Here is a 15,992-nt window from a genome sequence, read left to right as displayed (position 1 = left end):
TTTGAACGTTCAGTATGATCGCTGTACGAGAAAGTGCTGGATCTGCGTCAGATCAATTGACAAGCTCGGTGGGCTTTCCTAGGGTTCGCCCCATTGAATACTCGGGTGTAACCATGACTGCTGAAGACCGTATCAAACTCGAACCGAGCTGGAAGGAAGCACTGCGTGCCGAATTCGACCAGCCTTACATGGCTGAGTTGCGCGAGTTTCTGCGGCAGGAAAACGCCGCAGGCAAGGAAATCTATCCGCCGGGGCCGATGATCTTCAATGCCCTCAACTCGACGCCGCTGGACAAGGTCAAAGTGGTGATCCTCGGCCAGGACCCATACCACGGCCCGGGTCAGGCCCATGGCTTGTGTTTCTCGGTGCAACCGGGTGTACCGGCACCACCGTCGCTGGTGAACATCTATAAAGAGTTGAAGCGCGACCTGAACATCGACATCCCGAACCACGGTTACCTGCAAAGCTGGGCCGACCAGGGCGTGCTGATGCTCAACACCACCATGACCGTGGAGCGGGCCAACGCCAACGCCCATGCGGGCAAGGGCTGGCAGCACTTTACCGATCGGATTATCGAGGTGGTCAGCGAGCATCAGCCCCATCTGGTGTTTTTGCTGTGGGGCGCTCACGCGCAGAGCAAGCAGAAACTGATCGATGCGACCAAGCATCTGGTGCTGACGTCGGTGCACCCATCACCGCTGTCCGCCTATCGCGGATTTCTCGGTTGCGGGCACTTCAGCCGCGCCAACAAGTTTCTTGAACAGAATGGCGAGACGCCGATCGAGTGGCGGTTACCTCCGGTCTGAAACGACGCGAAAGTGAAGGGGAGGGGCTTCTGTGGCGAGGGGGCTTGCCCCCGTTGGGTCGCGAAGCGGCCCCAAAACCAGCCACTGCATTTCGTCAGACACACCACAGACATAGGGTTTACGACTGCTACGCAGCCGAACGGGGGCGGTGCGGCGTTCCGACAAGCCCCCTCGCCACAGGTGATCAACTCAGGTTTCATCCGGTTGCCGGTTCCAATACCTGAACAATGGCTCCGCCAGAAACAGCACGAACAACAACCGCATCACTTGCATCGCTGTGACCAAAGGCACCGACAGTTGCAAGGTTTCAGCGGTCAGGCTCATTTCTGCAATGCCGCCGGGCATCATGCCCAGGGTCAGTGAGCGCAGGTCCAGTTGGGTCAGCGCACTCAGCCCCAACGCGGCCAATGTGGCGATCAGCATGGTCAGCGCCGTACCGATCAGGGTCCGACCCATGAACGACGGCGCACGACGAAAGAACTGCCGATTGAAGTGACAGCCCAGGCCACTGCCGATCAGCCATTGGCCGATCTGACTGCCGCCATGGGGCAGGCTGATATGCAAATCCCAGCTGATGCTCACCGCAGCACTCACCAGTAATGGGCCGAACAGCCAGGGGTTGGGCTGGCGCAACTGTTGCCAGATCCAGGCGAGCAGGGCTCCGGCCGGAAACAACACAGCCAGCCAGTGCCAATCAACGGTGGCCGGATGCAGTTGCGGGACACCGTCCCCGAGCAGGTATTTGAAGGCTGCCGGCACACACAGCACCACCACCAGCACCCGAAGGCTTTGCCCCGCGGCCACCCGGCTAAGCACGGCGCCATTGCGTGCGCCAAGGTTGACCATTTCACCGGAACCGCCCGGCATGCTGGAGAAAAACGCGGTGGCGCGATCCTCGCCGGTGCGCCGCAACAACCAGACCCCGACCACTGCCGATAGGCTGGTGACCAGCGCCCCGAAGAAAATCAGGCCAAAGTGGCTCATGACCTGCTCGATCACCACCGGGGTGAAGTGCAGACCAATACCGATGCCGACAATCCACTGGCCGCATTTACGCCCGCCAGGGATTTCCGCCAATTGCCAGGGTGTCAGGCAGCGCACCAGGATGATCGCCAGCAACGAGCCGACCATCCATGGCAGCGGCCAGCCGATCTGGCTGGCGAGGTACCCGCCCAGCAGACCGACCAGCGGCGTTCCCCACCAGCTTTTGAAAAGCCGATCAGACATCGGCGATTGCACGCCGCGCGACGGAGCGTTTGCGCCAGATGCGCAGGATCGGCATCAGTAACATGATTGCCGTCAGTACCCAGCAACCGAAGGTGATGGGGCTCGACCAGAGGATTTCCAGCGCACCGTTGGAAATCGACAGCGCACGTCGCAGGTTCTGTTCCATCAAGCCGCCAAGAATGAACCCCAGCAAAACCGGTGACAGCGGGAAATCCAGCTTGCGCAGGATGTAGCCGAAGATGCCGATGCCGATCATCAGGAACAGGTCGAAGGTCGTCGCGTGCACGGCGTAGACGCCGATCCCGGTAATGATCGCGATCACCGGCACCAGTGCCCAGTTCGGCACGGCAAGGATGCGGGTGAAGATGCGGATCATCGGGATGTTGAGGATCACCAGCATGACGTTGGCGACGAACAACGAGGCGATCAGGCCCCAGACGATGTCCGGTTGCTGTTGGAACAACAGTGGCCCCGGGGTGATGTTGTATAGCGACAGGGCGCCGATCATCACCGCCGTGGTGCCCGAACCCGGTACACCAAGGGTCAGCATCGGGACCAATGCGCCGCAGGCTGCACCGCCGATGGCGGTTTCCGGTGCCGCGAGGCCACGTTTGTCGCCCTGGCCGAAGGTGCCGCTGGCGCCGGCAATACGTTTCTCGGTCATGTAGGCAACGGCACTGGCCAGTGTCGCACCGGCACCTGGCAACACACCCATGATGAACCCCAGAACGCCGCAACGGATGTTCACTACGAACACCGAGGCGGCTTCCTTGAAGTTGAACATCATCCGCCCGGTGGCTTTCACGGCTTCCTGGCCGTGATGGGTTTTTTCCAGCAGCAACAGGATTTCGCTGATGGAGAACAGGCCCAGCACCAACACCACGAACTGAATACCGTCGGTGAGGTGGATGTTGTCTCCAGTGAAACGGTACACACCGCTGTTGGCGTCGATCCCGACGCACGACAGAAACAACCCGATCAGCGCGGCGATGAAGGTTTTCAGCGGTCGATCACCGGCCATGCCTCCGAGGCAGACAATGGCGAAGACCATCAGCACGAAATATTCCGCCGGGCCGAAGGCGATGGCCCATTTCGCCAGCAACGGGGCGAACAGCACCATGCCGCAGGTGGCGATGAACGCGCCGATGAACGAGCTCCAGGCCGACAACGACAGCGCCACGCCGGCCATGCCCTGGCGGGCCATGGGGTAGCCATCAAGGGTGGTCATGACCGTGGACGCTTCGCCCGGAATGTTCAGCAGAATCGAACTGATACGCCCGCCGTATTCGCAGCCCAGGTAGACGGCAGCCAAGAGAATCAGTGCGGACTCCGGTGGCAGGCCGAGGGCGAACGCAATCGGGATCAACAACGCCACACCGTTGATCGGCCCCAGGCCCGGCAACAAGCCGACCACGGTGCCGATCAGGGTGCCGCACAACGCGGTGACCAGGTTGAAAGGGGTCAGTGCGACGCCAAAGCCCTGGCCGAGGTAGTTAAGGGTATCCATATCAGTTCTCCAGAACGTCGAGCAGGCCCAACGGCAGTGGCACGTCCATCAACCGGTCGAACAGCATGTACAGACCGACGCTCATCAAACTGATGATCACCACGCTCGGCAACCAGCGGCCACCGTACAAGCGGGCCATCGGTACGCCGATGAGGATGCTCGAAACAATGAACCCGAGCGGTTCGAAGGTTCCGGCGAACACCAGCAGCAGAACGACACAGACACCGATCTTGGTCAGGGTTTCGCGGTCCAGTGGCGGCTCGTCTTCACTGTGTTTGATCGGCGCAGGGCGAAACACCATGTACAGCAGTGCCACGCCCATCAAGCCGAGCATCAACAGCGGAAAGGCTCTGGGGCCGACAGGTTCATAGGAAAAAGCCGCTTGATACGGCCAGGCCATCAGTGCCAGGCCGAGACAGGCCAGTAACAGCGCCGAGGCAAAAATGCGTTGTAAGAGCATGACAAACTCCTGGGCCAGCCCCTTGATGCGCAAGGGGCTGGCCGCGAGACAGAGGCGATTACTGAATCAGGCCGAACTCTTTGGCCAGCAGTTTGTAGTCCGCTACCTGCTTCTTCACGTAGGTGTCCAGCTCTGGCCCGGTCATGGCGAACGGGAACAGTTCACGCTGATCGCGCAGCTTGGCGAAGTCTTCCGAGGCCAGCAGTTTGTCGAAGGCGTTTTTCCACCAGGCGTATTCCGCATCACTGACTTTTGGCCCGAGGTAGAAACCCCGAACCACTGGCCAGACGATGTCGTAGCCTTGCTCTTTGGCGGTCGGAATGTCCTTCATTTCCGGCTCGTCCAGGCGCTCGTTGGCGAACACGGCCAGCAGGCGCATGTCACCGCTCTGGATGTGCGGCATGGAGTCGGAGATGTCGGTGCTGCCGACCTGGATGTGGCCACCGAGCAGCGCGGTAGCGATTTCGCCGCCGCCTTCGAGGGCGACGTAACGCAGGTCACGCGGGTTGATGCCGGCGGCCTTGGCGATCAGCGCGGTTTGCATCCAGTCCTGACTGCCCACTGTGCCGCCGGAGCCGATCACTACTTTGCTCGGGTCTTTCTTCAACGCCTGAACCAGATCGTCGAGGTTCTTGTAGGGCGAGTCGCTTTTCACCGCGATGGCACCGTAGCTGGTGCCCACCGCTGCCAGCCAGCGCACGGCGCTTTCGTCGAAGCGGCCGAACTTGCCTTGGGCCAGGTTCAGCAGCGAGCCGCTGGACCAGGCCACCAGGGTACCGGCGTCCGCAGGGCGCTGGGCGACGACGGCGTTGTAAGCCACCGCGCCGACACCGCCGGGCATGTAGGTCACGCGCATCGGTTTGGTCAGGATTTTTTCGTTCACCAGCGCGCTTTGCGCCAGTTTGCAGGTCAGGTCGAAGCCACCGCCCGGGGAGGCCGGGGCGATGCATTCCGGGCGCTTGGGCTCGCCAGCGACGTCGGCCAGCAGTGGGCCGGCGAACAGCAGGCAGCTGGCGGCTAATGCAACTTTACGCAGTGATAAGTCCATTTTTCGTCTCCACAGGAGTTGTTGTTGTGTAGGAGCTGTCGTTGGTTGAATCCATTACCAAAGGGCAACGCTATAGCTCACCAGCAAACGCACTTCATCAGCGTCACGGGCGGAATAGTTGGAGCGGTAGGTGGCATTGCGCAGACGCACGGCGACGTCCTTGAGGGCACCACTTTGCACCACGTATTTGATTTCGGTATTGCGTTCCCACTCTTCGCCGGTGGCGCCGTTTTTCAGCTTGATATTGTCACCGCTGATGTAACGGGTCATGAAGCTCAGGCCCGGAACCCCGAGCTTGGCGAAGTCGTAGTCATAACGCGCCTGCCAGGAGTGTTCTTCGGCGCCGGCAAAGTCGTTGATCTGCACGAAGTTGACCAGATAAGGGTCGGCACCATCGACATACGGGAACGCGCTGTCACCGGACATATGCTGATAACCGGCGGTGAGTTTATGCCCGCTCAAGGCATAACTCACCAGACCGTTGAGGGATTTGTTGTCGATCTTGCCGCCGCGGGCCTGGCCCTGGTCGTTGCTGATGGCCAGCCGCAGGTCGGTGGCGAAAGTGCCTGGGCCGAACGGTTGCGAAGCGACCAGGCCAAGGAAATGCTGGTTGTAGACCTCGCCCAACTGAGCGAAGTGGTAACTGCCGGTGATCTTGTCGGTGAACTTGTAGTCGACACCGCCGAAATCGAAATGGGTGCCGGGCACGGTGCCAGCGAAACGGCTGTTCTTGTTGTTGAGGGCGATGTCCTCGAAGTCGGTGCTGTCGCGGTCCTTGGCTTTATCCAGGCGTCCGCCGGTGAAGGTCAGGTTCTTGATTTCCTTTGAGGTCACCAGGCCGCCTTCAAAGGTCTGCGGCAGAATGCGCCCGTCGTTGGGCTTGAGGGTCGGCAGTTCGGGGATCAGGCTGCCGACTTTGAGCTCGGTGGAGGAGATCTTCATTTTGCCGGTCAGGCCGAGTTTGGAGTACTCGTTGGCGGCACGCCCATCATCGTGGGTCGGCAACAAGCCGGTGCCGGTGCGGTCGGGGCTGGAGTCGAGCTTGACCCCGAGCATGCCCAGCGCGTCCACGCCAAAACCCACGGTGCCGTCGGTATAACCTGACTGCACGTTGAGCATGAAGCCCTGGGCCCATTCGTCACGTTTGGATTGCTGGGCACTGGTGCCGCTGCGAAAGTCACGGTTGAAGTACATGTTGCGGGTTTCGAGGGTCGCGCTACTGTCTTCGAAGAAGGCGGCCTGGCTGACGGGCGAAAAGCCGGCGAGGGCGGCGGCACTGGCGAGGGCGGTGGAGCCGAGGCGGGAAAAACGCGCAGGCGGGCAAGCCTGAGGCTGTGTGGACAGCATGCTGAAATACTCCGTTTATTGTTCTTATTTGGCGAAAACGCTTCGAGGCGTTTTTCGGTTGCAGCGCTTCATGGTCACGGCAGTCGAAACGGTCCGTGGCTGGACTCTAACGGGCTAACCTTTCTCCAACCTTTCAGCAGACTTTCATTGTTTTCGGGCTTCACAGCGGTGGATGCGGCTGTAAACTCCGCGCCAAAGAATGGCGTCGACCATCCCCGAATGAGGTAAAAATCCATGCGTGTTCTTCTCGTCGAAGACCATCTGCAGTTGGCCGAAAGTGTCGCCCAGGCGCTCAAGAGCACCGGTTTGACCGTCGATGTGCTGCACGATGGGGTGGCTGCCGACCTGGCCTTGAACAGCGAGGAGTACGCGGTGGCGATCCTCGATGTCGGCTTGCCGCGCATGGACGGTTTCGAGGTGCTGGCGCGTTTGCGCAGCCGTGGTAAAAACTTGCCCGTGCTGATGCTGACGGCCCGCAGCGACGTCAAGGATCGGGTTCACGGGCTCAACCTTGGCGCCGATGACTACCTGGCCAAACCCTTTGAACTGACCGAGCTGGAAGCGCGGGTCAAGGCCCTGTTGCGCCGCAGCGTACTCGGCGGCGAGCGTCAGCAACGCTGCGGCGTGTTGGTGTATGACCTGGACACTCGGCGCTTTACCCTCGGCGATGAACTGCTGACCCTGACTTCCCGCGAACAAGCGGTGCTCGAGGCGTTGATCGCGCGCCCTGGGCGAGTGATGAGCAAGGAGCAGCTTGCCTCCCAAGTGTTTGGTCTGGACGAAGAGGCCAGCCCTGACGCCATCGAAATCTACGTCCACCGTTTGCGCAAGAAACTCGACGGCCATGCGGTGGCAATCGTGACCTTCAGGGGGCTCGGTTACCTGCTGGAAGCCCGCGATGCATAAGCCCGGCAGTCTGCGCTGGCGGTTACTGTGGAACCTGGCACTGCTGCTGGTGGTGCTGATGATTGCCAGCGGTTTGAGTGCCTACTGGAACGGTCGCGAAGCGGCCGATACAGCGTATGACCGGACCTTGCTGGCCTCGGCGCGAACCATCGCCGCCGGGCTTTCCCAGCGAGACGGCAGCCTCAGCGCCGATGTGCCTTACGTGGCGCTGGACACGTTTGCCTACGACAGCGCCGGGCGCATTTACTACCAGGTCAACGACATTCATCAGCAGCTGATTTCCGGTTACGAAAACCTGCCCGGGCCACCGCCAGGCACGCCGCGAACCGACGATTATCCAGCGCTGGCGCGGTTCTATGACGCCATTTACCAAGGGCAGAACGTGAGGGTAGTGAGCCTGCTCAAGCCGGTGACCGAACCGAACATGAATGGCATGGCGGAAATCCGCGTGGCGGAAACCGACGAGGCCCGCGTCCGCATGGCTCGCAGCCTGATGACCGATACCTTGCTGCGTCTGGGCCTGCTGGCAGTGGGGGCGTTGCTGTTGGTGTGGTTTGCGGTGAGCGCGGCATTGCGCCCACTCGAGCGTTTGCGCACGGTGGTGGAGGAGCGGCAGTCGGATGACCTTCGGCCTTTGCCACTGGTGGAAGTGCAGCGCGAATTGTGGCCGCTGGTGCGCGCGCTTAACCACTTTACCGAGCGCTTGCGTGGGCAGTTCGAGCGCCAGGCGCAGTTCATCGCCGATGCCGCTCATGAGTTGCGAACGCCGTTGGCGGCTCTTAAAGCAAGGCTCGAATTAGGACTGCGGGCGGGCGAGCCGCAAATCTGGCGAAATACGTTGGAGAGCGCCGCTCAGGGCACTGATCGGCTGACTCATTTGGCGAATCAATTGCTCTCGCTTGCACGCGTCGAGAACGGCGCGCGGGCGATTGCCGAGGGTGGGGCGCAGTTGCTCGATCTGAGTCAATTGACTCGCGAGTTGGGCTTGGCCATGGCGCCGTTGGCCCACGCGCGGGGCGTCGCTTTGGCGTTGGAGGCTGAGGAGCCGGTATGGCTGCGCGGCGAGCCAACGTTGTTGAATGAACTGTTGAGCAATCTGGTGGATAACGCCTTGGCTCACACGCCCCCCGGCGGCAACGTGATCTTGCGCGTCAGTGCGCCCGCGGTGCTGGAGGTCGAGGATGATGGACCGGGGATACCGCTTGAGGAGCGCGACCGGGTGTTCGAGCGTTTCTACCGGCGTAATCAGCAGGTGGCGGGTTCAGGCCTGGGCCTGGCGATTGTCGGTGAAATCTGCCGCGCCCATCTGGCCCAGATCAGCCTGCACGATGGCGCGCAGGCCGGGTTGAAGGTTCGGGTCAGTTTTATCGCCGGGTAGGGCTGATTTCCTGCGAGCGAAACACAATACCTGTGGCGAGGGGGCTTGCCCCCGCTGGAGCGCGAAGCGGTCCCAAGAATGGTTACCGCGTTTTATCTGAATCAACGACTCATCCGATTTTACGACTGCTTCGCAGCCGAACAGGGCGGTGCGGCGTTCCGACAAGCCCCCTCGCCACAGAAGCCCCTCTGCAGCGATCAATAGAACATCGAGCGTGACTCTTCCAGGTCACTGCACATCGCCGTGTTCTCTGGATCAATCCCCAGTTTTTTGAACGCCGGCACGCCGAGCACATCGATTCTGGACAGCGGATGATCGGTGTCCTTGTGGCAATACAGGCTGGCTATTTGCACCAGGTCGACATAATCGAGCTGTTCGGACTGACGTTTGAGGTCCAGAAACAGCCCCGGCAGCTTCACCAGCATTTCCGGAAACTCCCAGACCTGCAGCAGCTTGTCACCGAGCAGCGGATGAATGTGTTCGATCACATGGTTGAGGCTGACCGGATCTGACAGCAGCTCGTAGTGGTCTTCGGCGTAGGTCAGAATCGGCAGCACGCCGATCTGATGCACCAGCCCGCCAAGGGCCGCCTGATCCGGTTTCAATTGGGTATGAGTGCGGCACAGCGCATAGCTGACACCGGCGATTTCCAGACTTTTGCGCCAGACTTCGCGCATCTTCTGTTCCACCACGTCGGAGCGGGCATGGAAAATCTGTTCCATGACCAGGCCGATAGCCAGGTTGCTGCTGTAATTGATGCCCAATCGGGTGATTGCCGTGTGCAGATCGGTCACTTCCTGAGCGGCACGCAGCAACGGACTGTTGACCACCTTGATCAAGCACGCGGACAGCGCGGTGTCGCGGCCGATGACTTTGCTCAGGGTGGCGACGCTGATTTCCGGGTCTTCGGCAGCCTTGCGAATCTGCAAGGCCACTTCCGGCAACGTTGGCAGAACCAGGTCATCGTTATCGATGGCCTCAACCAAATCCTGTTGGACCTTTTCCGCCAGCTCGCTCATTGAGTTTCTCTAGGGTATTGCAAAAAAATGCTGCAATTAACGCTGGATCTCAAGGTCACGATCCAGTGGGTAAGGCAGGTCAAGCAGGTGCAGGGCCGGGCCCTCCAGGGCGCCAAGGTGCACGTCGCCGCTATCCGCGGCTTCGGCTTGCAGCACCGCCAACAGCTCGATGTTCTGTTCGGCGTGCGCGGCGATCACCACTTCACCAATGGAACTGCCGTGGGTTGGGGAAAACAGTGCAGTGCCAGGCTCGGGCAGTTCGGCGGTGTCGAGTTGCAGGCGATACAACCGACGCTTGAGTTTGCCCAGGTACTGCATGCGCGCGACGATTTCCTGGCCGGTGTAGCAACCTTTCTTGAAGCTCACGCCGCCCACCGCTTGCAGATTGAGCATTTGCGGTATGAACAGCTCGCGGGTTTGCGGCATCACCTGGCCGATGCCGGCGCGGATCTGCCCGAGCAGCCACTGGTTCAGATTGCCTTCAGGCAGCAGTGCGCCCAGCGTGTTGCGCAAGGTGTCGGCCTGACTGGCCGCCGCCCAGAGTTCGACGCGATCGGATGACACACGAATGGCAATCAAGCCGCCTGCGCGGGCAACGGTGCCGTCTTCCCGGGGAAGTGCCAGGCCCAGGCCGGACAGGACGGCTTCTGCGTGCTGCAGGCCAAAGCGAATCCAGGCAGCGCTTTCGTCGGTCAATCTGGATTTGGAGAACACCGCGTACTTTTTCAGGTCCGCCAGTTGTGGCTCCAGCAACTCGCTGGCCATCGCCAACAGCACCCCGTCACCTTCCAGCAGGATGCGAAAACTCGACTGCATGCGGCCTTTCTGGGTGCAGCGTGCACCAAGGCTGGCCTGGGTGTCGCTCAGGTAATTGAGGTTGCAGGTCAATTGCCCCTGAAGGAACTTGCTGGCGTCGGAGCCGCGAACGGCGAGCACGCCTTCATGGGACAAGGTGCAGAAAAAAGCAGAATCGGCCATGGGTCATCGCAGGGTAAAGAGTCTGGAGGACATCATAAGGGGGCGCCCTTGAAATGGGTAGTTCACAAAGGATCGAGGGTGCCCGACCAAAGCCGACTGTTCGACACGGATAGGGGCTGTATACTTGCGCTCTATTTGAGGAGCGCTCCATGGTCGAAGATGTTGAACTGAACCGCCTCTACTGGCACAGCCGCCGCGGCATGCTCGAGCTTGACGTGTTGCTCGTGCCGTTTGTCAAAGAGGTCTATCCGCACCTCAACGATGTTGATCGCGAGTGCTATCGCAAACTGCTCGAATGCGAAGATCAGGACATGTTCGGCTGGTTCATGGAACGCGCCGAATCGGAAGACCCTGAGCTGCAGCGCATGGTTCGCATGATTCTGGACCGTGTCCAACCCAAGTAACCCGTTTGAGTGCCGCTGGCATGCCTCACGGCAATTGCTGGCGGCTTATCTTCTCGCCCAGCTGCTCGCGCTGGGTTCGCTATTGCTGCTCTCTATACCGCTATGGGCCAGTTTGCTCGGCATTGCGCTGTGCGTGGCTCACGGTTTTTGGGTGTTGCCGCGACAGATTCTGCTGACGCACCCGCAGGCATTTCGCGGTTTGCGTCGGGACGCTGATGGTTGGCAGTTGTGGAATCGGCTATCGGGTTGGCAATCCGTGCAATTATGTCCGGACAGCCTGGCGCTACCGTTGGTCGTCGTGTTGCGTTTTCGTCTGAAAGGCGAACGGCGGGTCCGGGCGATCTGTGTGCCGCGCGATGCGCAGGCGACGGATGTTCACCGACGCCTGCGGGTCCGGCTCAAGTTCAGTCGGCGTAGGTGGGCGGCACCAGAATAGTGTCCAGCGCTTCTGGCAGCATGTTCGGGTAATCGAGGGTGTAATGCAGGCCACGACTTTCCTTGCGCTCCATGGCTGAGCGAATCATCAGTTCGGCCACCTGAGCCAGGTTGCGCAGTTCGATCAAATCCCGGCTGACCTTGTAGTTGCTATAGAACTCGTCGATCTCGTCCAGCAGCAGGCGCACGCGATGCTGGGCGCGTTGCAGGCGCTTGTTGGTGCGCACGATGCCCACGTAGTCCCACATGAACCGCCGAAGCTCGTCCCAGTTGTGCGCAATGATCACGTCTTCGTCGGAGTCGGTGACCTGGCTGGCGTCCCAGGCGGGCAGGGCGCTCGGAATCGCGACTTCAGGCAGTTGTTCAAGAATGTCGGCCGCCGCCGAACGGGCATAAACGAAGCATTCCAGCAGCGAATTGCTGGCCATGCGGTTGGCACCGTGCAGGCCGGTGAAGCTGGTTTCGCCAATTGCATACAGGCCAGGCACGTCGGTGCGGCCGTGTTGGTCGACCATGACGCCGCCGCAGGTGTAATGCGCGGCCGGGACCACCGGGATCGGCTGCTTGGTGATGTCGATGGAAAATTCCAGGCAGCGTTCGTACACCGTCGGGAAGTGCGACTTGATGAAAGATGCAGGTTTGTGGCTGATGTCCAGATAGACGCAGTCGATACCCAGGCGCTTCATTTCATGGTCGATTGCCCGGGCGACGATGTCCCGTGGCGCCAGTTCGGCGCGAGGGTCAAAGCGCTGCATGAAGCGTTCGCCGTTCGGCAGCTTCAAATGTGCGCCTTCACCACGCAGGGCTTCGGTAATCAGGAAGCTTTTGGCTTGTGGGTGGTAGAGGCAGGTGGGGTGGAACTGGTTGAACTCCAGATTCGCCACCCGGCAGCCCGAGCGCCAGGCCATCGCAATGCCGTCGCCGCAAGCACCGTCGGGGTTGCTGGTGTAGAGATAGACTTTCGCGGCACCGCCGGAGGCGAGGATCACGAACCGCGCACCATAGGTATCGACTTCACCGGTGCCGCGATTGAGCACGTAGGCACCAAGGCAGCGATCACCTTCCAGGCCCAGGCGCTTTTCGGTGATCAGATCAACGGCGACCCGTTGCTCCAGCAACTCGATGTTCGGTCGTTGCCGAGCTTGATCAAGCAACGTATTGAAAATCGCGGCGCCTGTGGCGTCGGCGGCATGAATAATACGTCGATGACTGTGGCCGCCCTCGCGGGTCAAATGAAACTCGAAACCGCCGTCTTCAGTGCGGGACTGTTCATCGCGGGTGAATGGCACGCCCTGATCGATCAACCATTGAATGGCTTCGCGGCTATGCTCGACGGTAAAACGCACGGCGTCCTTGTGGCACAGACCTCCGCCAGCGTTGAGGGTGTCATCGACGTGGGATTCAACGGTATCGGTGTCATCCAGTACGGCAGCGACACCGCCCTGGGCCCAGTAGGTCGAACCGTTGGCGAGGTTGCCTTTGCTCAGTACGGCAATGTGCAAATGATCGGGCAAGGTCAGTGCCAGACTCAAACCGGCAGCGCCGCTGCCAATCACCAGAACATCATGTTGAAACTGTTGGCTCATTTCAGGATTCCGCTCAAAGCGACCCGGGTCGGGGTTGGCGCAAGACACCTGAATCGGCGAGTCGAGACAGCCACACAGTGCACTAGTATATAGAGGGGTGGATCGGCACAATAGTCGGGCCTACGTGGCAATGTGAAACTACTGTGACGGAAAAGACAGATGGCTGTGTAGGGCGATTTGCACGCGGGATCGACGATAAGGCAGCCTGATCGCCGATGAAGTGCTGTTTTTCGCCGCGTGGTCATACATTATTCGTTTCGCATGACTATAAAGGTTGGGAACTTTGCCAAGCGCTCAAGCTCAATAGAAGGTTGCCTGAAACAAGGAGCAGCGTCGGCTTCACGCAGGATTTGTGTTTTGGTCATTGCGGGTGGATTCGACGAAAAGATTATTCGCGTAGCCGGCTCAGCCTGTGCTGCGTCTTTCGTGTGTGCCAAATCAGAGCGCGCAGGAAACTTGCTTGGAGGGGGAGAACTTTTGCGAAAAGCCCGAGTCTATGTTTGCAAGCCTGATCGATTAGTTATGCAAGCCTCCTCTGAGCTTATCGAGGAGTGTTCATGCTAACCCAGGAAGAGGATCAGCAGCTGGTCGAGCGCGTTCAACGCGGCGACAAGCGCGCTTTCGATCTGCTAGTGCTGAAATACCAGCACAAAATTCTCGGGTTGATCGTGCGTTTCGTGCACGACACCCATGAAGCCCAGGATGTCGCACAGGAAGCCTTTATCAAGGCCTACCGTGCACTTGGAAATTTTCGCGGCGACAGCGCGTTTTATACATGGCTTTACCGAATCGCCATCAACACGGCGAAAAACTATCTGGTTTCACGCGGCCGTCGGCCGCCGGATAGCGATGTCAGTTCAGAGGATGCAGAGTTCTACGATGGCGATCATGGCCTCAAGGATCTCGAATCGCCGGAGCGTGCATTGCTGCGTGATGAGATCGAAGGCACCGTCCATCGAACCATCCAGCAATTGCCAGAAGATTTACGTACGGCATTAACTTTACGTGAATTCGATGGTCTGAGTTACGAGGACATTGCGAGCGTCATGCAGTGTCCGGTGGGTACCGTGCGCTCCCGGATTTTCCGCGCTCGGGAAGCCATCGATAAAGCCCTGCAGCCGTTGTTGCAGGAAAGCTGAGACAGCGGCGACAGCCAAGAGAGGAACCGCCATGAGTCGTGAAGCCCTGCAGGAATCGCTGTCCGCAGTGATGGATAACGAAGCGGACGAACTGGAATTGCGTCGGGTATTAAATGCCTTTGACGATGTTGAAACCCGCGAGACCTGGGCCCGTTACCAAGTCGCTCGTGCAGTCATGCACAAGGACCTGCTGATCCCTCGTCTGGATATTGCTTCGGCCGTTTCTGCTGCCCTGGCTGACGAAGCCGTACCGGTCAAGGCCACTCGTGGTCCGTGGCGTACTGTGGGTCGTCTGGCTGTGGCTGCATCGGTGACCCTTGCTGTTCTGGCGGGAGTGCGTCTGTACAACCAGGATGAGATCGCCGGTGTCGAATTGGCCCAGCATTCCACTCAACCGGCTCTGGCCGTTCCTCAAGTAAAAGGCCCAGCCGTTTTGGCAGGCTACAATGAGAGTTCGCAAGCCACTGGTCCTATGGCCAACGGCGTATTGCAAGGTCAGCCGGGCTGGCATGATCAACGTCTGCCAGGCTACTTGCGCCAACATGCTCAACAAGCTGCACTGAAAGGCACTGAAAGTGCTCTGCCTTACGCTCGTGCGGCAAGCATGGAAAACCGTTAAGGAGGATCATGCGCGCCATCCCTCTACTTACGCTGCTGGTGACTGGCTGGTTTGTTGTCCCAGCCTATGCCGATGAGGCTCAGGACTGGTTGACCCGCCTGGGCCAGGCCGAACAACAGCAAAGCTTCCAAGGCACTTTCGTCTACGAGCGTAACGGTAGTTTTTCTACCCACAACATCTGGCACCGCGTCCAGGATGGCAAAGTCCGCGAGCGTTTGCTTCAGCTTGACGGTTCTGCTCAGGAAGTCGTACGTATTGATGGGCATACTCAATGCGTCAGCGGCAGCCTGGTGGCGGGGCTGGGGGATACTCCCGACTCTTCTGGTCGTGCGCTCGATCCACAAAAGCTCAAGAATTGGTATGACCTTGCCGTCATCGGCAAGTCGCGCGTGGCTGGGCGCCCGGCGGTCATCGTTTCATTGACGCCGCGTGATCAGCATCGTTATGGCTTTGAATTGCACCTGGACCGCGAAACCGGCTTGCCGTTGAAATCATTGCTGTTGAATGACAAGGGGCAGTTGCTGGAGCGTTTCCAGTTTACTCGACTGGATACGGCTGACATGCCGACTGAGCGTGATCTGCAAGCCACTTCCGAGTGCAAGGCTGTGGCGCTCGACAGCGACAAGGCATTAGCGGTGAAAACCGCTCAGGTATGGCATTCCGACTGGTTGCCACCTGGCTTCGAGCTCAGCAGCAGTAGTGCACGCCAGGATCCGCAGACCAAGGTCCAGATCAGCAGCTTGATGTATGACGATGGCCTGGCGCGTTTTTCGGTGTTCCTGGAGCCGCTCAATGGCGCGGTGGTTACCGATACACGTACTCAGTTAGGCCCGACCGTTGCGGTTTCGCGACGTCTGACCACGCCTGAAGGCGAGATGATGGTCACTGTAGTCGGCGAAATTCCGATCGGCACCGCTGAGCGCATTGCACTCTCCATGCGTGCCAATACCACTGCGGCCAAGCAGTGAGCTGATCCGATGACGCTCATCGGGCAGTCGGTTGGTTGTGAAAGAGGTCAGCAATTGTCCACTCCACAATTGAGATGTTGAAATGTTTGGTGAGCATTTCTATTTGCAAAATCCCCAAAAATTTTCTATAGGTCAGAGCCCCACGGCTCTGGCCTTGTTTGTTGT

Annotated in this window: 16 protein-coding genes; 8 read left to right on the top strand and 8 right to left on the bottom strand. The window is 59.6% G+C overall.

The features are described 5' to 3' along the window. The first annotated feature begins 113 nt into the window (after positions 1 to 113). Positions 114 to 806 carry a uracil-DNA glycosylase gene (gene ung / locus HK44_RS20165; RefSeq protein WP_019692550.1) on the top strand — a complete coding sequence of 231 codons (693 nt, stop codon included), beginning with the start codon at positions 114 to 116 and terminating at the stop codon, positions 804 to 806. A gap of 189 nt (positions 807 to 995) precedes the next feature. Here ung and HK44_RS20160 read toward each other — a convergent pair whose 3' ends face one another. From HK44_RS20160 to HK44_RS20140, 5 genes are read right to left on the bottom strand one after another with little or no spacing between them, the layout of a single operon-like run. Next, positions 996 to 2,033 carry an AbrB family transcriptional regulator gene (locus HK44_RS20160; RefSeq protein ID WP_019692549.1) on the bottom strand — a complete coding sequence of 346 codons (1,038 nt, stop codon included), beginning with the start codon at positions 2,031 to 2,033 and terminating at the stop codon, positions 996 to 998. After that, positions 2,026 to 3,540, bottom strand: a complete 1,515-nt coding sequence (locus HK44_RS20155; RefSeq protein ID WP_019692548.1) for a tripartite tricarboxylate transporter permease — start codon at positions 3,538 to 3,540, stop codon at positions 2,026 to 2,028. Before HK44_RS20155 ends, HK44_RS20160 begins: the two co-directional genes overlap by 8 nt. A gap of 1 nt (position 3,541) precedes the next feature. After that, positions 3,542 to 4,000, bottom strand: a complete 459-nt coding sequence (locus HK44_RS20150; RefSeq protein ID WP_019692547.1) for a tripartite tricarboxylate transporter TctB family protein — start codon at positions 3,998 to 4,000, stop codon at positions 3,542 to 3,544. A 58-nt stretch (positions 4,001 to 4,058) separates the two neighbouring features. Then, positions 4,059 to 5,048: a Bug family tripartite tricarboxylate transporter substrate binding protein gene (locus tag HK44_RS20145; protein ID WP_019692546.1), complete on the bottom strand. Its 990-nt coding sequence runs from the start codon at positions 5,046 to 5,048 to the stop codon at positions 4,059 to 4,061. 54 nt (positions 5,049 to 5,102) lie between these two features. After that, positions 5,103 to 6,395: an OprD family porin gene (locus tag HK44_RS20140; protein WP_019692545.1), complete on the bottom strand. Its 1,293-nt coding sequence runs from the start codon at positions 6,393 to 6,395 to the stop codon at positions 5,103 to 5,105. A gap of 234 nt (positions 6,396 to 6,629) precedes the next feature. On the opposite strand from HK44_RS20140, the gene HK44_RS20135 reads away from it, so the two are divergent. Together HK44_RS20135 and HK44_RS20130 are read left to right on the top strand one after the other, a co-directional pair. Beyond that, entirely contained in the window at positions 6,630 to 7,301 is a 672-nt protein-coding gene (locus tag HK44_RS20135) for a response regulator (protein ID WP_019692544.1), read from the top strand. Next, a complete protein-coding gene (locus HK44_RS20130) occupies positions 7,294 to 8,679 on the top strand; it encodes a sensor histidine kinase (protein ID WP_019692543.1) in 1,386 nt (461 codons plus the stop codon). Before HK44_RS20135 ends, HK44_RS20130 begins: the two co-directional genes overlap by 8 nt. Positions 8,680 to 8,876: 197 nt before the next feature. Here the strand turns inward: HK44_RS20130 and HK44_RS20125 are convergent, their stop codons facing one another. Together HK44_RS20125 and HK44_RS20120 are read right to left on the bottom strand one after the other, a co-directional pair. Next, a complete protein-coding gene (locus HK44_RS20125; protein ID WP_019692542.1) occupies positions 8,877 to 9,698 on the bottom strand; it encodes an HDOD domain-containing protein in 822 nt (273 codons plus the stop codon). Positions 9,699 to 9,734: 36 nt separating this feature from the next. Next, positions 9,735 to 10,676 (bottom strand): YgfZ/GcvT domain-containing protein, encoded by a 942-nt coding sequence (locus HK44_RS20120; protein WP_019692541.1) that lies wholly within the window; start codon positions 10,674 to 10,676, stop codon positions 9,735 to 9,737. Between the two features lie 149 nt (positions 10,677 to 10,825). Here HK44_RS20120 and HK44_RS20115 point away from each other — a divergent pair, with 149 nt between their 5' ends. Together HK44_RS20115 and HK44_RS20110 are read left to right on the top strand one after the other, a co-directional pair. Beyond that, positions 10,826 to 11,080: a succinate dehydrogenase assembly factor 2 gene (locus tag HK44_RS20115; protein ID WP_019692540.1), complete on the top strand. Its 255-nt coding sequence runs from the start codon at positions 10,826 to 10,828 to the stop codon at positions 11,078 to 11,080. Beyond that, positions 11,064 to 11,516 (top strand): protein YgfX, encoded by a 453-nt coding sequence (locus tag HK44_RS20110; protein WP_019692539.1) that lies wholly within the window; start codon positions 11,064 to 11,066, stop codon positions 11,514 to 11,516. The genes HK44_RS20115 and HK44_RS20110 overlap by 17 nt, the downstream gene beginning before the upstream one ends. Here the strand turns inward: HK44_RS20110 and nadB are convergent. After that, the gene (gene nadB / locus HK44_RS20105) at positions 11,485 to 13,101 is read right to left on the bottom strand and encodes an L-aspartate oxidase (RefSeq protein WP_019692538.1); all 1,617 of its coding nucleotides are present in this window, start codon (positions 13,099 to 13,101) and stop codon (positions 11,485 to 11,487) included. The two genes, HK44_RS20110 and nadB, sit on opposite strands and share 32 nt — an antisense overlap. Before the next feature lie 557 nt (positions 13,102 to 13,658). Here nadB and rpoE point away from each other — a divergent pair. The 3 genes from rpoE to HK44_RS20090 are packed head-to-tail and all read left to right on the top strand — an operon-like array spanning position 13,659 to position 15,827. Beyond that, positions 13,659 to 14,240: an RNA polymerase sigma factor RpoE gene (gene rpoE, locus HK44_RS20100; RefSeq protein ID WP_019692537.1), complete on the top strand. Its 582-nt coding sequence runs from the start codon at positions 13,659 to 13,661 to the stop codon at positions 14,238 to 14,240. Positions 14,241 to 14,271: 31 nt separating this feature from the next. Next, entirely contained in the window at positions 14,272 to 14,859 is a 588-nt protein-coding gene (locus HK44_RS20095) for a sigma-E factor negative regulatory protein (RefSeq protein ID WP_019692536.1), read from the top strand. Positions 14,860 to 14,867: 8 nt separating this feature from the next. After that, complete coding sequence (locus tag HK44_RS20090) at positions 14,868 to 15,827, top strand: MucB/RseB C-terminal domain-containing protein (protein ID WP_019692535.1); 960 nt, start codon at positions 14,868 to 14,870, stop codon at positions 15,825 to 15,827. Positions 15,828 to 15,992: the final 165 nt, after the last annotated feature.

This window comes from Pseudomonas fluorescens HK44 (assembly GCF_000217955.3).
GTDB classification, from domain to species: Bacteria; Pseudomonadota; Gammaproteobacteria; order Pseudomonadales; family Pseudomonadaceae; genus Aquipseudomonas; species Aquipseudomonas fluorescens_AQ.
This window is presented reverse-complemented; position numbering and strand designations above follow the sequence as displayed.